This is a genomic window from Shewanella sp. UCD-KL21 (assembly GCF_001957135.1).
Classification (GTDB): Bacteria; Pseudomonadota; Gammaproteobacteria; order Enterobacterales; family Shewanellaceae; genus Shewanella.
Genome location: NZ_MPHK01000001.1, coordinates 160,266 through 179,006 on the forward strand (window position 1 = coordinate 160,266; position 18,741 = coordinate 179,006).

The window sequence follows — 18,741 nt, forward strand, 5'->3', positions numbered from 1 at the left end:
AATTTTAGCTCTAACAAGAGCAGTGTTATTCAAGGATTACCTATGACTCAAGCACAAGCAAAACATCTTAAAGATTATAAATCACCTTTATTTACCATTAGCCATATTGCATTAGATTTTGACTTAAAAGGTGCTGAAACTGAGGTCGTTGCAACGAGTAAAATTCAAAGAGTTGGTGAGCACAAAGACGCTTTGCATTTAGTCGGTGAGCAAATACAGTTAACCTCAGTATTGATTAACGGTCAAAAAGCTAACTATAAAGTAGACAGCAATGAGCTTATCATTGACACCGAGCTATCTGAGTTTGAATTAACTGTTGTGACAAAACAAGATCCTGAAGCTAACTCAAGCCTAGAAGGTTTGTATATGTCTGATGGCGCTTATTGCACTCAGTGTGAAGCTGAAGGCTTTAGACGCATTACTTATTTCCTCGATCGCCCCGATGTTTTGGCCATTTATAGCGTCAGAATTGAAGCCGATAAAGCAGCGTTTCCGTTTTTATTGAGTAACGGTAATTTAGTCGAGCAGGGCACATGTGCTGATGAAAGTCGCCACTTTGTTCGTTGGCAAGATCCTTTTCCAAAACCGAGTTACTTATTTGCGTTAGTTGCAGGTGATTTTGATTTATTACAAGATAAATTTATCACTCGTAGCGGACGAGAAGTAAAGCTACAAGTATTTGTAGATAAAGGCAATTTACATAAAGCCAATCATGCCATGGTGTCATTGCAAAAGTCGATGGCATGGGATGAGTCGCGTTTTGATTTAGAGTATGACTTAGATATCTACATGATAGTCGCGGTAGACTTTTTCAACATGGGTGCAATGGAAAACAAAGGCCTCAACGTATTTAATACCAAGTATGTATTAGCAGATACAGCTAGCGCGACAGATGAAGACTATCATGGCATTGAATCTGTTGTTGGCCATGAGTATTTCCATAACTGGACAGGTAACCGAGTGACTTGTCGTGATTGGTTCCAATTAAGCCTTAAAGAAGGGCTAACGGTATTTAGAGATCAAGAGTTTAGCTCTGATTTAGGTTCTCGCGCTGTTAACCGCATTCAAGCTATTCGTGTCATGAAGAATCAACAGTTTGCCGAAGATGCAGGACCTATGTCCCATCCTATTCGCCCTGAATCTGTCATTGAAATGAATAACTTTTATACCGTGACCGTTTACAACAAAGGCGCAGAAGTCATTCGCATGATGCACACCATTTTAGGTGAAGCTAATTTCCAGTTAGGCATGAAGTGTTATTTTGAGCGCCATGATGGTCAAGCTGTAACCTGTGATGACTTTGTCAATGCGATGGAAACAGCAAGCGGTATTGATTTGTCTCAATTTAGACGCTGGTATAGTCAAGCTGGCACTCCGGTGCTTAAAGTCACAGATCACTATAATGCTGCGACTAAGCAATATTCTCTGACTGTTGCACAATCTGTGGTGTCTAAAGGTGTAGCAGGAGAGGCATTACATATCCCATTCAGCATTGAGCTACTCGATACTCAAGGTCAGTCAGTTGCTAATACCGTGCTAGATGTAAAACAAGCACAGGAAACCTTTGTGTTTGACAATATTGCATCAGCGCCAATTCCATCATTATTACAAGACTTCTCAGCGCCAGTAAGACTTGATTATCAATTTAATGTTGATCAGTTAGTGCACTTAACGCGCTACGCATCAAGCGAAGTGGCTCGCTGGGAAGCATCTGTTGGGTTATTTAGCCAAGCGGTGTGGCAAAACGTCGCCAGTCTTGAAGCGAAAGAAACAATGCATTTAGATGCCAGAGTCATTGAAGCTGTTAGAGGTATTATCCTCGATGAAAGCATCGATAAAGCGCTAGTGGCTGAGATTTTGGCATTCCCAAGTGCTGCAGCATTAATTGAACAAGTAGAATCAGTGAACTTAGATGCCTTGGCGGCAGCAAGAGAGTTTGTGGTTAATGAAATTGCAGAGTCTTGTTTAGACGAGCTGGTAACGCGCTACCGTAGCTTGATTAATAAAGATAATGCGGCAAGTCGTGCATTTAAAAATATTTGCTTAAGTTTGTTGTCTAAAGTGTCATCTGAATATGAAGACTTAGTGATTAACCAATATCAGCAAGCTTCAAATATGACAGATAGCTTAGGCGCATTAAAAGCGGCCGTCTCGGGGCAGTTGACTTGTCAGCAGTCATTAATGCAAGATTTTGAGCAGAAATGGCTAACGACACCACTGGTGATGGATAAGTGGTTTAGCTTACAGGCCTCGCAAAATATCCCAGATGTGTTGGAGGTTATTAAAGGGCTCACTGAGCATGAAAGTTTTAGTTTCAATAACCCTAACCGTGTACGCTCATTAATTGGATTTTTCGTAGCGGCGAACACCTATCAATTCCATGATCCTTCAGGTAAAGGTTACCAGTATCTCACTGATGTGTTGATCAAGCTTAACGAGTTAAACCCACAAATAGCGGCAAGAATGATCACTCCGCTTATTCAATACAGCAAGTTTGACGAAAACCGTCAGCAACTGATGAAAGCATCGTTACAGCGATTAAAAGCATTACCGAATTTATCGAAAGATTTATTCGAGAAAGTTGAAAAGGCGTTAGAGCAAGCTTAACTATCGTTTATAACAATTATCGCCCACAAGGATTTTAGTAAATTATTGTGGGCTTTTTTATAGGGTTTTACCGAGTCATCATGGAATTTTATTTTTCAATCTATGTAAGCTTTAATGATTTTCTGCCTTTTTATCAGGGCGTGGTAAAAAACGTTGAAGTTCGAGACCGTAACGGCAAAGTATTACATATTAATGGTAAGTATTTCAGACCATTTGTAACGGCTTCAGGCATCCATGGCAGTTTCATTTTACGCCTCAATACCTCAGGTAATTTCATTTCACTAAACAAGATTTAGAGTATTTACTTCAAACGAGCGATTGATTAGAGGGTGTTAAATTAGCGAAAAATTATCACCTCTAACTTATTGAAAGTTAACAATTACATTTAATTTTTACTCGTTACTCATATATTTAAGCCATTCAATTCAAATTAGTCTGACTTTTTTTATCCATAAAATCACCTAACTGCACCAATTCATTCATAAATTTTCTTTTTTTTGAACTTGCCGAACCATGTTAATTGCTGTAACAATGGTGTTGCCTGTAGGCTAACAAAATGTTGGTTTAAATCCTATAACAACGAATCCGGCAGGTTACGGAGAGAAGCATAATGAATATTGTTAAAAGACGCTTTAACAAGTCGGCACTCGCTTTGGGGGTGGTGTCGGCATTAACTTTGGGGATGAGCAGTAGCGTTAATGCTGTTTCATTTGATTGGGGAGAAGTACGTGGTACTTTCGATTCTACTTGGACTGTCGGAGCTAGCTGGCGTGTGTCTGATAGAGATTGGGAAGGACAGATCGGTAAGGTCAACCAACCTCAAATGGATTGGTCTGGCTACTCAGCATTTGGCGCACCATTTGGCCAAACACCCATCTATAGCACGGCTCAAATTTGGGACCAAGCAGGTTCTTACTCAAGTAACAACGATTTGAGTAACCTACTTTATTCGAAAGGGGATACTACCTCTGAACGTTTCAAAGGGTTACATGAACTGTCTCTAGAGTATAAAAACTTCGGCTTGTTTGTTCGTGGTATGTACTTCTACGATACTAAAATCAGCGATGGTGATTATGACTTTAATGACCCGCTAACTGGCAAAGAATTTGATCCATGTGAAGATAGCCGCGCATCAGAAGTGCAATGTAAAGACATTCGCTTATTAGATGCTTTTGTTTACGGTAACTTCGATTTAAATGATGGTAAAAACCCATTATCAGTGCGAGTAGGTAACCAAGTTGTATCTTGGGGGGAAAGTACCTTAATACCCCATGGTATTGGTGTGATTAACCCAGTCGATTTAAATATTCTTAATGCACCAGGTGCCGAGCTTAAAGAAGCATTCCGCCCGCAAGGCATGGTCTGGGCTTCATTAGGTCTAACTGAAAATTTAAACGTTGAAGCTTATTACCAATATGATTGGGAGCCAATTTGGGTACCAACACCAGGTTCTAACTTCGCGACAAACGATTTTGCCGGTTTTGGTGGTTATAGCCAAAATGCACAGTTAGGTTTTAATGCTAACCCTGATATTAACCTTGAATTCTTAATGTCTGAGTATGCTTCACTTTATGGTGCAGCAGCTGCAGCTAATTTTGACCCTGCATTTGCTGCTTATATGGTGCCATACGCAACTAAAGTTGCATTAATACAGGATGAAGAAGAGCCTGCAGATGATGGCCAATATGGTATCAAGCTAGGTTATTACGCGCCTAATTTCGGTGAAACTGAATTTGGCTTGTATTACATGAATTATCATAGTCGCCGCCCTATCATCAGTGGTACAGCATCAAACTTTACCAGTGAAGCTGTGGCTCGTGATTATGGCCGTTTAGCTGCAAGTGGCGGTGAAATTGACCGCGAACTTATGCTGAGCATGGAAACATTTACTAAAGCTCAGATTGTTTATCCTGAAGATATTCAATTATATGGCGCAAGTTTTAACACTTTAGTGGGCGACACCTCAGTTGCCGGTGAAGTCTCTCATCGTATTGATGAGCCTTTACAAATTGATGATGTTGAATTGTTATTTGCTGGTATGCCTGAGCAGCTTGCAAATGCTGGACTTCGTCCTGATCTAGAAGGCCTATCGCAAATCGAAGGTGTACAGCCTGGTGAGACTATTGATGGTTTCATTTTATCTGATACCACTCAAGCTCAGTTCACCTTAACTCATTTATTTGGTCCAACTTGGGGGACTGATAATTTAGTCATGCTCGCTGAGGTTGGTGGTGTGTGGATCCATGACATGCCAGGCTTTGATGAGCTTCGTTTGAACGGGCCTGGAACTTCGCGTTCTGGTGGTAACCCTGATATGCCTGGCATTATCGAAGCACTGCATGATGGCCCTGAAACTAATCCGTTCCCAACTGATTTTGCTTGGGGATATCGTTTAGTTGCCAAGGCTGACTTTAACAATGTCTTTGCCGGTGTGAATATGTCACCTCGGGTGATTTTCTCTCACGATGTTGACGGTATTACACCAGATCCAATGTTCTTATTCACTGAAGGGCGTAAGTCTGTGGCTGTTGGTCTAAACTTTGACTATCGCAGTCGCTGGGGGGCAGATGTGTCCTATAACAGCTTCTTTGGTGGCGTAGGCACAACTAATGCAATGACTGATAGAGATTATGTCTCTTTCAACGTCAAGTATTCGATCTAAAAGGATAATAATAATGAAGAAACTGACGATATTATCGGCTGCTGTCATGTTATCGCTGACTGCACCAGTAGCGATGGCGAAAGTATCAGAAGCCGAAGCTGCCAAATTAGGTACTGAATTAACCCCTTTAGGGGCTGTTATGGCAGCTAATGCTGATGGCTCTATCCCTGCATGGGATAAGGGTATTACATCAGCACCAGCTGGATATGAGAAGGGCATGCACCACCCAGACCCTTTTCCAAGTGATAAAATACTGTTTACCATAACCAATGCTAACAAAGCACAATACGCTGAGTTTTTAACACCGGGTCAGGTGAAGTTATTTGAGCTTTATCCAGATACTTACAAAATGAATGTCTATGAGACTCGTCGTACTGCGTCTGTTCCTCAGTATGTTTACGATGCCACTAAAGCGAATGCGTTAAACGCTGAATTAGTCTCAAATGGTAATGGCGTGAGTGGGGCATCTATTGGTGTGCCATTTCCTATCCCATCAAATGGTTTAGAGGTGATTTGGAACCATATCTTGCGTTATCGCGGGGTTGATGTGGAAACTTATCGTAGCCAAGCTTCACCAACAAAAAGTGGCTCTTACACCTTGATCGAAACAGCTGAAGAGATCCGTTTTGAATATAGCCGTCCAGAGATCACGCTAGATAAACTTGCTGAAACGAATACCTTGTTTTTCTTTAAACAAGTTGTACGTCAGCCTGCACGTCTTGCGGGTACTGCACTGTTAGTAAAAGAAACCATGGATCAAGAAGCATTACCTCGTCAAGCATGGACTTACAACACTGGCCAACGCCGCGTTCGTAAAGCGCCAAATGTTGCTTTTGATACGCCGGGTACTGTTTCTGATGGTTTAAGAACTACAGATGATTTTGATATGTTTAACGGCTCACCAGTGCGTTATAACTGGGAACTCGTTGGTAAGAAAGAAGTTTATATTCCTTACAATGATTACAAACTTCATTCTGATGCACTTGAATATGATCAAATCCTAAAGCCTGGTCACATCAATCCGGAATATGCTCGTTGGGAAAAACACCGTGTTTGGGAAGTAAAAGCAACCCTTAAAGAAGGTATGCGCCATATTTATAAAACCCGTGTTTTCTATATCGATGAAGATTCATGGCAAGTATCGTTAACCGATATGTATGATAACCGTGATGAGCTTTATCGTGTGGGTACAGCACATTCTATCAACTACTATGAAGTCCCGACTCATTGGAGTACGTTAGAAATTTTCCACGATTTACAATCTCGTCGCTACTTAGCAATGGGATTAGACAACGAAGGCCGCATGTATAATTTTGATGCCAAGCTTTCTGAAGCTAATTTCACACCTGATGCGCTGCGTCGCGCAGGTATTCGCTAAGACCGTTATGGGGCGCTCATGCGCCCCAGTTATTCTTAAGGAAGTTTGTATGTCGTTTCGCACACTTCGCAATGTAGCCGTAATCAGCCTTAGCTGTTTTTTCAGTGTTGCATCCGCAAATGCTCAATTTGATCCACTCAGCGTTCAACTCCAACCCCTTGCTCAATCATCTTTAGTGTTAGATATTGCTAACGCTGGCGATAAGCTTGTTGCTGTGGGTGAACGTGGCCATGTATTAGTCAAACAACAACAATGGCAACAAGTGACTACGCCTGTTATCGCACACTTAACCAAAGTATTTTTCCTCGATGAGATGCAAGGTTGGGCCGTGGGTCACGATGCAACCATCATCCATACCCAAGACGGGGGTTCAACTTGGACCTTACAATTTCAGTCATATGAAATTGAAAAGCCGTTATTAGATATTTTATTTTTTGATGATAAAAATGGCATTGCGGTAGGGGCATATGGCTTGTTTTATCGCACCGATGATGGCGGTCAAAACTGGCAAGAAGAATTCCACGAAGAGCTTTTATTTGAAGAAGATATTGGCTATTTAGCGGATTTAAAAGCTGAAGATGAAGCGCTGTATTTATCTGAACGCGCCGCCTTACTACCGCATTTTAACCGCGTTATTCAATTAGCTGACAACAGTTTATTAATGGTTGGCGAACTGGGGTTAGTGGCCACATCAATTGATAATGGTAAAACCTTTACTGCACATGAGTTTATTTATGACGGTTCAATGTTTAATGCCATTGAAACGGATAAAAATATCTTTTTGATGGGGCTACGCGGTCATGTTTTTGTTACCGATAAACAATTTTCACAATGGAGTGAAATCCAATTACCGGTTAAGTCAACAATACATAACGCTTATCTCAATACAGATGGTTCACTTTACTTAGTTGGTAACGCAGGCATGATTATTGAACTCAATAATAAGCTTGAGGCCAAAGTCATAGCCCGCAGACAAGGTGAAAACATTGTTGCTGTAGCCAGTGATAATCAAGGGGAACTTTGGTTTGCAGGTACCAAAGGCTTATTCCAACTTAAGTAACCATCACTAATAGCCATCACACAATGATAACTAAAATTAAAACAACAATAATAGGGCCGATAAGATGTTAGAAAAACTGGTCAATGGATTTGAAAGTTACCTCTTTAGACACAGGATGTGGGTAATATTTTCATTTATATTAATTACCTTCTTTCTAGGTTACCAAGCTAGCCACTTAAAAATGGATGCCGCTTTTAGTAAGAATATTCCGCTAAATCATGAATACATGAAAACCTATACCAAGCATCAAAAAGATTTTGGTGGTGCCAATAGGATCATGGTGGCAGTAGAAGATACCAGTGGTAATATTTTTAACCCTGAGTATTTTGAAACCCTCAAAAATGTCCATGATCAACTCTTTTTCATTCCTGGGGTTGAGCGCTCTCAAGTTAAGTCATTGTATTCACCTTCGACTCGATTTACCGAAGTCGTTGAAGATGGTTTTGCTGGCGGGCCGGTTATTCCTGCTGACTTTCGTAATGATGAATATGGCTTAAATACTGTCAGAGACAATATCGAAAAAGCCGGTATTGTTGGCCGCTTAGTGTCCAATGATTATTCATCAGCGATGTTAACGGCGCAGTTAATGGAGTTTGTGGCAAAAACAGATGAAGAAATGGCCGCATCAGAAGGCGCTGAAAAGGACGTTACTTTTAAGCCGTTAAATACCATTCAATTTGCTCAGCAGCTTGAAAATGAATTACGTGCAAAATATGAAACCGATACCATCAAAATCCATATTATTGGTTTTGCTAAGATGGCTGGTGATGTTGCTGAAGGCGCCAAGGGCGTACTGCTGTTTTTCTTGATTGCTATCGCAATCACAGCTGTGATGGTTTATTTATTTTCTAAGTCATTAATGCTGACGATTTTGCCTTTAGTATGCAGCTTAATTGCGGTGGTGTGGCAACTTGGATTGTTAACAGTAGTAGGCTTTGGTTTAGACCCAATGTCAATTCTTGTACCATTTTTGGTGTTTGCAATTGGCGTTAGCCATGGGGTTCAAATGATTAATGCGGTTAGACGCCGTGTTGGTGATGGACAAGCCACTAAAGCTGCCGCTGCATCCGCGTTTCGTAGCTTATTAGTGCCAGGTGGTATTGCATTATTATCAGACACCGTTGGCTTTTTAACCTTACTTGCAATCGATATTGGTATTATTAGAGAGTTAGCAATATCGGCATCATTAGGTGTTGCAGTTATTATTTTGACCAATTTGATTTTATTGCCACTGGTTATTTCTTACACCAAGATTAAACCGGTTAAAGAGAACCAAGCGCAAAAAGATAAAATTGAAGCAATTTGGCGCAGCCTATCTAAATTTGCCACGCCTAAATATGCCGTCATTGTGCTGATTTGTACTGCACTGTTATATGCTTTTGGCTTGCAACAAGCCAGTAATATGAAAATTGGTGATCTCCAAGGCGGTGCGCCGGCCTTGCATTTAGATTCAAGATACAACCAAGATACTTTTTATATTACTGATAATTATTCAATTACCACTGATTATATGACGGTGATTGTTGAAGCAACCCCTGAAGCTTGTACTTATCATTCAATATTAGCTGAGATCGATCAATTCGAATGGATGGTAGCCAATACCCCCGGAGTTGAATCCACAGCCAGTTTAGCGTCAGTGGCTAAACAGGTGAATGCCGGCTTTAACGAAGGTAATCCTAAGTGGCAAATATTGCCAAGAACGACCGCAAGTTTAGTGCAAGCGGTAGGACGAGTACCAACGACATCAGGTTTATTAAACGGTAATTGTTCGGTGATGCCTATTTTCTTATTTTTAAAAGATCATAAGGCTGAAACCATTGAAGTGGTGATTGCTAAAGTCAAAGATGTGACAGAAAAGCTAAACACCGACACATTACAATTTAAATTAGCATCTGGCCCTGTTGGTGTCATGGCTGCGACTAACGAAGCTGTTAGTGAAGCGCAGTTACCTATGATGATTTATGTTTATGGCGCTGTATTTATCCTATGTTTAATTAGCTTCAAATCACTTAAAGCAACGGTAGCAGTGATTGTGCCGCTATATGTGGTGTCAACATTAGCGCAAGCATTAATGACTTGGCTTGATATCGGCCTTGCAGTGAGCACTTTACCTGTGATTGCATTAGGTGTTGGTATTGGTGTTGATTATGGTATTTATATTCTCTCTACCATGGCAGGCAAGCTCAACAATGGTATGGCGGTGCAGCAAGCCTATTTTGAAGCGTTAATTGAGCGAGGCAGTGCGGTTATCTTTACCGGGCTGACTTTAGCCATTGGTGTGAGTACTTGGTTCTTTTCTGCGCTGAAATTCCAAATGGATATGGGAATTTTGTTAACATTCATGTTTTTAGTGAATATGTTGGGAGCGATAATTATTTTGCCCGCATTATCGGCGGTTTTCTGGCGCAAACCTAAGTAAGTTAAAGGGTTTATGAATTAAAGAGGAGCTTAGCTCCTCTTTTTTTTTGCATAGTTAGTCTATCTAAACGCTTGATTGGTCAATTAGTGACTATAATTCTTGAATTAACAAGGGTTTTAGAGGATCTACCACTAAAATTTAGCTCGAAATAGCATGAAATTAGTAATAAACTTTGCGGCAGATCTCAGTTTAGACGGGATCAACAAGCCGAAGCATCCAATATAATGATAAAAGCGCTGCCATAAACGCTTAAGGAAACTGCAACATGGCCTTTAAAGATGCAATGCCTTCAGTACTACTAGAAAATGTAGTCAATTTAATTCATAAAAAAATCCCTAATACTCAAGCAAAACAAGTTGAGCAATTTGCCCATTGTATATACGCCCATATGTCAGAAGACGACTTAAACGCTCGTAATGACAGCGATTTGTATGGTGCAGTATTAAGCCTTTGGAATGCCTTAAACAAATCTGCTGCAACCAATAGCCATATTCGGGTATTTAATCCAAGTCAGTCAAAACATGGCTGGCAGTCAAGTCATAGTATTATCGAAATTATTCAACCAGATATGCCATTCTTGGTTGATTCAGTTGCTATGGCGTTAAATCGTATGGGGATTACCGCTCATATGATGCTGCACACACCAATGGCGTTGGTGCGTGAAAAAGAATTAGTTAAAGAAGTGTCTTTTATTAAAGATGCAGATGAAAACACAGAAAATGTTGCGGTGTTTTTGATTGAAATTGATCGTCAAAGCAGTGAAGCCGACATTAAAGCCATTGGCAAAGAGCTTGAATCCGTTTTTGCTGATGTGGTGTCGTCAGTTGTTGACTGGCAAAAAATGTCTGACAAATTGTCAGAAACAGTAAAATTATTACCTAAGCAGCCTTTTCCAGGCGCGAAATGTGAAAAAGAAGAAGCAATTAGCTTTTTAACCTACCTCAATAACCATCACTTTACCTTACTAGGTTACCGCTATTACGAGTTAAAGCGTGTTGAAGGCGATGTTGAGTTAGTACCAGATTTAGATTCAAGTTTAGGATTAATGAGCCGCTCTGTGAATAAACACAGCGAGCGTGGCTTATTACTGTCTTCGCTTTCTCAATCAGCAAGAAAAGAAGCTCTCGATGAGAGTCTGTTAGTACTGACGAAAAGCTCGACTAAAAGCCGAGTTCATAGGCCTGCTTATGTGGACTACATCGGTATTAAGCGCTTCGATAAAAAAGGTAACGTGATTGGAGAAGATCGCTTTTTAGGACTTTACGCGTCCAACCTTTATAACCGTAGCCCGAGAGAAATACCGCTGTTAGCTGAAAAAGTTGAACGGATTATGGAGCGCTCTGGTTTAGCGCCACGTTCACATGACTACAAAGCGTTGATGAATACCCTAGAGAATTTACCTCGTGATGAGTTAATTCAGTCTAAAGAAGATGAATTAGCCAGCGTTGCTCGTGGTGTATTACATATGCAAGATCGCGACAAATTAAAAGTATTTGTTCGTAAAGACGGTTTTGGCAGATTTTTGTCCTGTTTAGTGTATGTTTCAAAAGATCGCTATAACACTAAATTACGTCAAGACACTCAACGTATTTTAGCGCAGCATTTTAACAGCACTGAAGATGTTGAATTTACCACTTACTTCTCAGAATCAACGTTGGCGCGTACGCACTACATCGTTAAAGTTGATAATAATAATATGGATGTCGATGTGGCTGCTATTGAGAAAAACCTAATTGAAGCGGCGCGCTCTTGGGAAGACAAATTACAGAGTTCATTAACTAACTCATTAGGTGAGCAATCGGGTACAGGCTTAGTTAAACGTTACCTCAATGCGTTTTCGCCAAGCTATAAAGAAGATGTATTACCGAGCTCAGCCGTGGTAGATATTCAGCACCTTGAAGCGTTAAACGACGATCATAAACTAGGCATGCTATTTTATCAGCCGCAAGAAACTGCCTTAAATGATAATAAAGTACGTTTAAAATTGTTCCATAAAGATGAACCGATACATCTGTCTGATGTACTGCCAATGCTAGAAAACTTTGGATTACGGGTCATCAACGAGCGTCCATATGAAGTGAAAACTGAAGATGGTGCCACCTATTGGATCCTTGATTTCTTAATGATGGTGCAGGGCGCGGCAATTGAAAACTTGGCAGATAGCCAAGATCGATTCCAAAATGCGTTATCTCAAGTGTGGCAAAAGAAACTTGAAGATGATGGCTTTAACCGCATGGTATTGGCAACCAGCCTGACCGGCCGTGAAGTGTCTATTTTACGTGCTTATGCTAAATACATGCGTCAAATTGATGCAACATTTAGCCAATCATATATCGAAGAAACCTTTAATCGTTATCCACAAATTGCTGATTTATTGGTTAAAATGTTTATTCGTAAGTTTAACCCTAAGCTTAAAACCCGCACACTCAGTAAATTTTATGAGCAAATCGATTTACGCCTAGAAGATGTCTCTAGCCTTGATGATGACCGCATTATTCGCCGTTACTTAGATTTGATTAACGCAACGCTGCGTACCAACTTCTATCAAACTATTAACGATGTTGATGTTAAACCTTATATCTCATTCAAGTTTTTACCTGAAGATATTCCTGAGATGCCGCGTCCATTGCCAAAATTTGAAATCTTTGTGTATTCACCAAGGTTTGAAGGGGTGCATTTGCGTGGTGGTAAAGTCGCTCGGGGTGGCTTACGTTGGTCAGATCGTCGTGAAGATTTCCGTACTGAAGTACTAGGCTTAGTCAAAGCGCAACAAGTTAAAAATACCGTGATTGTTCCTGTTGGTGCAAAAGGCGGTTTTGTGTGTAAGCAGCTGCCTACAGACGGCGGCCGTGAAGCCTTCTTTAACGAAGGGCAAGCGTGTTACCGCTTATTCATTCGCGGGTTATTGGATATCAGTGACAATATCATCGAAGGCAATGTTGTACCGCCAAAAGATGTGGTTCGTCATGATGAAGATGATGCCTATTTAGTGGTTGCAGCCGATAAAGGCACTGCAACATTCTCAGATATTGCCAATGAAATCGCCATTGAATACAACTTTTGGTTAGGTGATGCATTTGCATCTGGCGGCAGTAACGGTTATGACCACAAGAAAATGGGCATTACCGCCAAAGGGGCTTGGGAGTCTGTCAAACGTCACTTCCGTGAGGAAGGTATTGATTGTCAAACAACCGACTTTACCTGTCTGGCAATTGGCGACATGGCTGGTGACGTATTTGGTAATGGCATGTTGTTATCTCGTCATACTAAGTTAGTGGCGGCATTTAACCATATGCATATTTTCATCGACCCCAATCCAGATGTTGAAGCCAGTTATATCGAGCGTGAGCGTTTATTTAATTTACCGCGTTCAAGTTGGGAAGATTACAATACCAAGCTAATGTCAAAAGGCGGGGTGATATTCCAACGTTCAGCTAAGTCATTAAAATTGACTAAAGAAATCAAGCTGATGCTGGATACTACCGAAAACACCATGACGCCAAATCAACTGATGCAAGCATTGCTAAAAATGCGTGTAGATTTGATTTGGAATGGCGGCATTGGGACTTACGTTAAGGCAACAACTGAAAGTCATGCTGAAGTTGGCGATCGTGCTAATGATGCTATTCGAGTCAACGGTAATGAACTCAACGCTAAAATCATTGGTGAAGGTGGTAACTTAGGTGCAACCCAATTGGGTCGTATTGAATTTGCAGCCAATGGTGGCCGAGTTAATACTGATTTTGTTGACAATGTTGGTGGGGTTGATTGCTCAGATAACGAAGTGAACATCAAAATCTTACTTAATACGATTGTTGCAGATGGTGAGCTGACGGTTAAACAGCGTAACCGTTTGCTAGAGTCAATGACAGATGAAGTCGGTGAGATTGTTCTGCAAGACTGTAACGATCAAACCCGCACCATATCAGTGACTCTGGCACACGGTGTTGCTCAGTTAAAAGAGCATATCCGATACATTCAGTATCTTGAAAAAGATGGAAAATTGGATCGCGCTCTAGAGTTTTTACCAACAGATGATGAGTTAGCCGATCGCTTAGCAAATAACCGAGCGCTGACTCGTCCAGAGCTATCAGTATTGGTTGCTTATGGAAAAATGGTGCTAAAAGAGCAATTGGTCACAGCTGAAATCACTGAAGATAGTTTTTTAAGTAAATTGCTAACGAACTATTTCCCGCAGCAATTGCAAGATAAATATGCAGATAAGATGATTTCGCATCCTTTGCGCGGCGAAATTATCGCAACTTCATTAGCCAATGAACTGGTTAATGATATGGGCTTTAACTTTGTACAGCGTATGCAAGATGAGACCGGTGCCTCAGTCGCTGAAGCGGCAATTTGCTACACTATGGCTCGAGAAATATTTAGCTTAACTGAGCTCACACAGTCAATTACCAAGCTTAATGGAATTGTGTCTGCTGACGTTCAAAGTGAAATGTTGCACCAATTGCGTCGTAACATGCGTAGAGCTTGTCGCTGGTTAATTCGTCACCGCAAGAAAGGTGAAAATATTGAGCAAACGGTAGCATTCTTCAAGCCTGTTTTTGATGAATTAAAAGCTAACGTTGATCAATATATGATTTCTGCAGAAGTGATGGCTATTTCAACTGAAATTAAATTACTCCAGGAACAACAAGTACCAGAGTCTTTAGCGCATGTTATTGCTAAAATGAGTACGTTATTCTCAGCATTAGATATTGCTCAAATTGCCCAACTTGAAGACAAATCAGTAAAACTGGTTGCTGAAACGTATTTCAGATTAGGTGCAAAAGTTGAATTACATTGGTTCTTAGAACAGATCAGTATTCAACCAGTGTCTAATCATTGGCAAGGATTAGCCCGCGCAGCCTTCAGAGAAGAGTTAGATTGGCAACAGCGCTCATTAAGCTCTACAGTCCTTCGAGCCTGTACAGACTCTTGCGATGCAGATGTAATCATTAATCAGTGGATTGATAATAATCAAAAGTTGTTAGAACGCTGGTTTAACCTACTGACTGAATTTAAGGTGTCTCAAAGCCATGATTTTGCTAAATTCTCAGTGGCACTGCGAGAACTTAATTTATTGATCCTTCATTGCGAAGGACCGAGATAATTATTTATAATAAGTGAACGAGCCCTGGCGATAGCCGGGGCTTTTTTTAGGTTTAGGAGAAAGCATGTTTTTTTATAAAGTTGCACAAAAAGTAATGTTTCAGATGGATCCAGAGATCGCGCATAATATCGCTATCGGAAGTTTAAAAAATACTGGAAACAACCCTTTAAACCTATTTTACAGTCAAAAAGTTGCCTCAGCGCCTGTGACTTGTATGGGCATTAACTTTACAAACCCAGTTGGCTTAGCGGCTGGATTGGATAAAGATGGCGAATCAATTGATGCATTTCATGCGATGGGATTTGGTCATATTGAAGTCGGTACGGTAACGCCCCGCCCACAACCGGGTAATGATCAACCGCGTTTATTTCGCTTAAAACCTGCAAAAGCAATCATTAATAGAATGGGTTTTAACAATAAAGGTGTTGATAATTTAGTCAGAAATTTAATGGCGAAGAAAACCGATATTATTGTTGGTGTTAATATTGGTAAAAATAAAGATACCCCAGTAGATGAAGGTAAGAATGATTATTTAATCTGCATGGAAAAAGTCTACCAATATTCGGATTATATTGCGGTCAATATTTCATCGCCTAATACCCCTGGTCTACGTACGCTGCAATATGGTGAGTTATTAGATGATTTACTTTCTTCATTAAAAGAAAAGCAAACAGAACTCGCGACAAAGTACAATAAGTATGTACCAATAGCACTAAAAATTGCCCCAGACTTAACCGCTGAAGAAATTGAGAAGATTGCCGAATCGCTATTAAAAAGTAAATTTGATGGCGCGATTGCGACAAATACCACTTTAACCCGTGATGCGGTTGTTGGCTTAGACAATGCCAATGAGGCAGGGGGCTTAAGTGGTAAGCCGTTGACGGATCTTTCTACTCAAGTGATCAAACAATTAGCAGGATATTTGAACGGTGAGATCCCGATTATTGGCGTCGGTGGTATTAATAGTGCTGAAGATGCTTTAGCTAAATTTGATGCTGGTTCAGAATTAGTACAAATATATACTGGATTTATCTATCAGGGACCGGGTTTAATAAAAGATATTGTGAATGCTTATAAAGCTAAATAATATTAGTTGATCTAAAAATAGATCTTTTGATCAAATAAATCAGATCTAATTAAGTTGTGGCGATCGCAATTACGATCTTTCGATCGTTATAACTTAATGATAAATATATCAAAGTTTTTAAATAATATTTTGATATTGTCTGAAATATAAACTATTATCAGATTGTATTGTCAAAGTAGGTATTTAAAAATGTTATTAATGCCAAATAAGGACTGGCAGTGGGAATATAATGAAACGTTTAAGCAATTAAGTATTTCATTAGGTTCCGAGATGGAGTTCTTAACCCCATATAAAACCAAATCTCTTATCCCTGATGCATTAATGACATCAGAATTTAGTGTGGATCACGCTAAATTCTATATCAACCTACTTGAAAGCCTGCCTAAAGCGTTAAAAATGTCTGATGCTGCAGTCGTACAAACAGCGCTCAATGCCACAGCTGCGCATTTTATGATCAAACCACAAATGCCAAAATCTTGGTTTTTTGAAATCAGTCAAGAATGTGTTTACTGCGAAGTAGGTAAGTTATTTTCGTTAAATGCCAATGGAACCTCTGTTTTAGTTTTAGTGGTTGAAAACAGCTTGCAGGCAGCGTTAGTGATGGTGTTATCAAGTGAGTGCCCTTTAACGGAATCTAAAGTATTACAGCAATTTGATACCATTAAAGTTATGCACAATCGCTTAAATCCCCTAAAGAAGTCCAGGCATGTCGTTGCGGCCTAAACAATATTTGTTAGTTCGTGTTTAATTTACTTGTCTCTTGTTGGGTATTACTTTCAATCAAGAAATAGATTAATTAGAAAGTGCCGTGTCAGTTATACCTGCCTATAAAACACTCAGCTATATTATGTAATAACCCGAATGACTGTGGCGATACATGCTCAGCTGTAGCGGTTTATCAATCAGACTAACAAACTCTCTTTCATGCTTATTGCACTTCTCATCTTGTATCACCTTATTGAATCAGTCATGTTGCATTAGCCATGTTGCATTCGCGCATGGCTACATTTCCTCGAGCATCAATTTCATTTTGAACAAGCTAAAGCGGCAATTTTAGCAGGCAAGGCAGTGTTATGTGAAAAGCCCATTACTGTTTCTGTCGAAGAAGAAAAAATTTTATACAGGTTAGCCGCAGAAAAGCAGCTGTATTTAGTCGAAGGAATGTGGACCTATTTTTTACCTGCAATACAACAAGCTCAACAATGGGTTAACCAAGGCCGTATTGGTAAATGAAGGCATATCAAAGCCGATTTTGGCTATCCCCAAAAGTACAGCCCTAACTCAAGAGAATACGCAGCTGAACTGGCTGGTGGTTGTGTATTGATATGGGGATTTACCCCATTGCTTTGGTTCAATTATTTATGGCTCAAGAACCTAAGTCGATGTTTGTTAATTCACACTTAGCTGCTAATGGCGTCGAGGATGATGCCAGCTTGATATTTAAATATGAACAAGTTACCGCCACCTTGGGCACCTCCTTTAGGTGTAAATTACCAAACTGGGCTTATATCATAGGTGATGGTTATATTGCCATTCCCGACTTTTGGCGTGCTAGTGAATGCCATCTATATCAGCTTGATGAAAAAGTGGCCCAGTTTGACGATAAACGAAAAACAATAGGCTTTAATTATGAAATAGAAGCCGTTGCTGCTGACATACTTGAGGGGAAACTGGGTTCATCTACCGTAACATCTGCAAATTCACTCATATTTCAAAAATATATAGAAGCAATTAGAGCAAAGATTTACGCCTAAACAAATGTAATGTCTTTTATTGCGGATTTACTTGATAATCTAGTTTAAATACCGGCCAGTTAAGTAACATAAAAAGTTTATGAAAATTGTAATTGAACCAATAATTTCGCAGCAAGATCCACAAGTGGCAGCCATCATTAAATCGGTTGGCAAAGAGTTTGGTGCAATTGGCGAAGGCTTTGGCCCATCAGATGCTGAAGTCGCAAATATGAGCCAATATTATCATGCAAAAGACAGCAGCATTTATTTGGTTGCTTGTGTTGATAATCAAGTGGTAGGCGGTGCTGGCATCGCTAAGTTTAATGGTGATGACAAGGTTTGTGAGTTAAGAAAACTGTTCTTACTTCCTGAAACTCGAGGCCTGGGATTGGGTAAGCGTCTTACAGAGCAATGTCTTAAATTTGCAAAACAAAATGGTTTTGAACATTGTTATCTTGATACCTTGGCGACTATGACTGCGGCAATAGCACTCTATGAAAATCTCGGTTTTACACATTTAGATAAACCTCTGGATGGCACCATTCATGGTGGCTGCGATGTCTGGATGCTTAAGCGTTTATAGACTAATTGGCATGGGCAAGGTTTGTTATTAAGTTATCGATAACAAATCAATATTAACTAGGCAAGCTGGCTTATTTAAATCGCTTGTGTAAGGCCGTAGTTA

The 18,741-nt window shown here is 40.1% G+C and carries 12 protein-coding genes; all 12 read left to right on the forward strand.

Annotated features, from left to right (window positions below; all coding sequences use genetic code 11):
• Window positions 1-42 precede the first annotated feature (42 nt).
• The 12 genes from pepN to BM739_RS00765 all read left to right on the forward strand — a co-directional run bounded on the left by pepN (window position 43) and on the right by BM739_RS00765 (window position 18,639).
• Window positions 43-2,607 (forward strand): aminopeptidase N, encoded by a 2,565-nt coding sequence (gene pepN, locus BM739_RS00710; RefSeq protein ID WP_076536295.1) that lies wholly within the window; start codon window positions 43-45, stop codon window positions 2,605-2,607.
• An 80-nt stretch (window positions 2,608-2,687) separates the two neighbouring features.
• Window positions 2,688-2,903 carry a DUF2835 domain-containing protein gene (locus tag BM739_RS00715; RefSeq protein WP_076536752.1) on the forward strand — a complete coding sequence of 72 codons (216 nt, stop codon included), beginning with the start codon at window positions 2,688-2,690 and terminating at the stop codon, window positions 2,901-2,903.
• A gap of 314 nt (window positions 2,904-3,217) precedes the next feature.
• The gene (locus BM739_RS00720; RefSeq protein ID WP_076536297.1) at window positions 3,218-5,269 is read left to right on the forward strand and encodes a DUF1302 domain-containing protein; all 2,052 of its coding nucleotides are present in this window, start codon (window positions 3,218-3,220) and stop codon (window positions 5,267-5,269) included.
• 13 nt (window positions 5,270-5,282) lie between these two features.
• Window positions 5,283-6,647: a DUF1329 domain-containing protein gene (locus BM739_RS00725; protein ID WP_076536299.1), complete on the forward strand. Its 1,365-nt coding sequence runs from the start codon at window positions 5,283-5,285 to the stop codon at window positions 6,645-6,647.
• Between the two features lie 49 nt (window positions 6,648-6,696).
• Window positions 6,697-7,707: a YCF48-related protein gene (locus BM739_RS00730; protein WP_076536300.1), complete on the forward strand. Its 1,011-nt coding sequence runs from the start codon at window positions 6,697-6,699 to the stop codon at window positions 7,705-7,707.
• Window positions 7,708-7,771: 64 nt separating this feature from the next.
• On the forward strand, window positions 7,772-10,126 hold the full coding sequence (locus tag BM739_RS00735; protein ID WP_076536302.1) for an RND family transporter: 2,355 nt from the start codon (window positions 7,772-7,774) through the stop codon (window positions 10,124-10,126).
• Window positions 10,127-10,391: 265 nt separating this feature from the next.
• Window positions 10,392-15,236, forward strand: coding sequence for an NAD-glutamate dehydrogenase (locus BM739_RS00740; RefSeq protein ID WP_076536304.1), 4,845 nt, complete (start codon window positions 10,392-10,394; stop codon window positions 15,234-15,236).
• A gap of 64 nt (window positions 15,237-15,300) precedes the next feature.
• A complete protein-coding gene (gene pyrD / locus BM739_RS00745; RefSeq protein ID WP_076536306.1) occupies window positions 15,301-16,323 on the forward strand; it encodes a quinone-dependent dihydroorotate dehydrogenase in 1,023 nt (340 codons plus the stop codon).
• 189 nt (window positions 16,324-16,512) lie between these two features.
• Complete coding sequence (locus BM739_RS00750) at window positions 16,513-17,046, forward strand: cell division protein ZapC (protein WP_076536309.1); 534 nt, start codon at window positions 16,513-16,515, stop codon at window positions 17,044-17,046.
• A gap of 267 nt (window positions 17,047-17,313) precedes the next feature.
• Window positions 17,314-17,556, forward strand: coding sequence for a Gfo/Idh/MocA family protein (locus tag BM739_RS19975; RefSeq protein WP_083698026.1), 243 nt, complete (start codon window positions 17,314-17,316; stop codon window positions 17,554-17,556).
• Between the two features lie 128 nt (window positions 17,557-17,684).
• Window positions 17,685-18,077, forward strand: coding sequence for a hypothetical protein (locus BM739_RS00760; RefSeq protein ID WP_139326785.1), 393 nt, complete (start codon window positions 17,685-17,687; stop codon window positions 18,075-18,077).
• A gap of 79 nt (window positions 18,078-18,156) precedes the next feature.
• Complete coding sequence (locus tag BM739_RS00765; RefSeq protein WP_076536313.1) at window positions 18,157-18,639, forward strand: GNAT family N-acetyltransferase; 483 nt, start codon at window positions 18,157-18,159, stop codon at window positions 18,637-18,639.
• The last annotated feature ends 102 nt before the right edge of the window (window positions 18,640-18,741 follow it).

Bases quoted from the DNA above. Each gene is read 5' to 3' on its own strand.
- pepN (WP_076536295.1), top strand. From the start codon at position 43: ATGACTCAAGCACAAGCAAAACATCTTAAAGATTATAAATCACCTTTA.
- BM739_RS00715 (WP_076536752.1), top strand. From the start codon at position 2,688: ATGGAATTTTATTTTTCAATCTATGTAAGCTTTAATGATTTTCTGCCT.
- BM739_RS00720 (WP_076536297.1), top strand. From the start codon at position 3,218: ATGAATATTGTTAAAAGACGCTTTAACAAGTCGGCACTCGCTTTGGGG.
- BM739_RS00725 (WP_076536299.1), top strand. From the start codon at position 5,283: ATGAAGAAACTGACGATATTATCGGCTGCTGTCATGTTATCGCTGACT.
- BM739_RS00730 (WP_076536300.1), top strand. From the start codon at position 6,697: ATGTCGTTTCGCACACTTCGCAATGTAGCCGTAATCAGCCTTAGCTGT.
- BM739_RS00735 (WP_076536302.1), top strand. From the start codon at position 7,772: ATGTTAGAAAAACTGGTCAATGGATTTGAAAGTTACCTCTTTAGACAC.
- BM739_RS00740 (WP_076536304.1), top strand. From the start codon at position 10,392: ATGGCCTTTAAAGATGCAATGCCTTCAGTACTACTAGAAAATGTAGTC.
- pyrD (WP_076536306.1), top strand. From the start codon at position 15,301: ATGTTTTTTTATAAAGTTGCACAAAAAGTAATGTTTCAGATGGATCCA.
- BM739_RS00750 (WP_076536309.1), top strand. From the start codon at position 16,513: ATGTTATTAATGCCAAATAAGGACTGGCAGTGGGAATATAATGAAACG.
- BM739_RS00760 (WP_139326785.1), top strand. From the start codon at position 17,685: ATGGCTCAAGAACCTAAGTCGATGTTTGTTAATTCACACTTAGCTGCT.
- BM739_RS00765 (WP_076536313.1), top strand. From the start codon at position 18,157: ATGAAAATTGTAATTGAACCAATAATTTCGCAGCAAGATCCACAAGTG.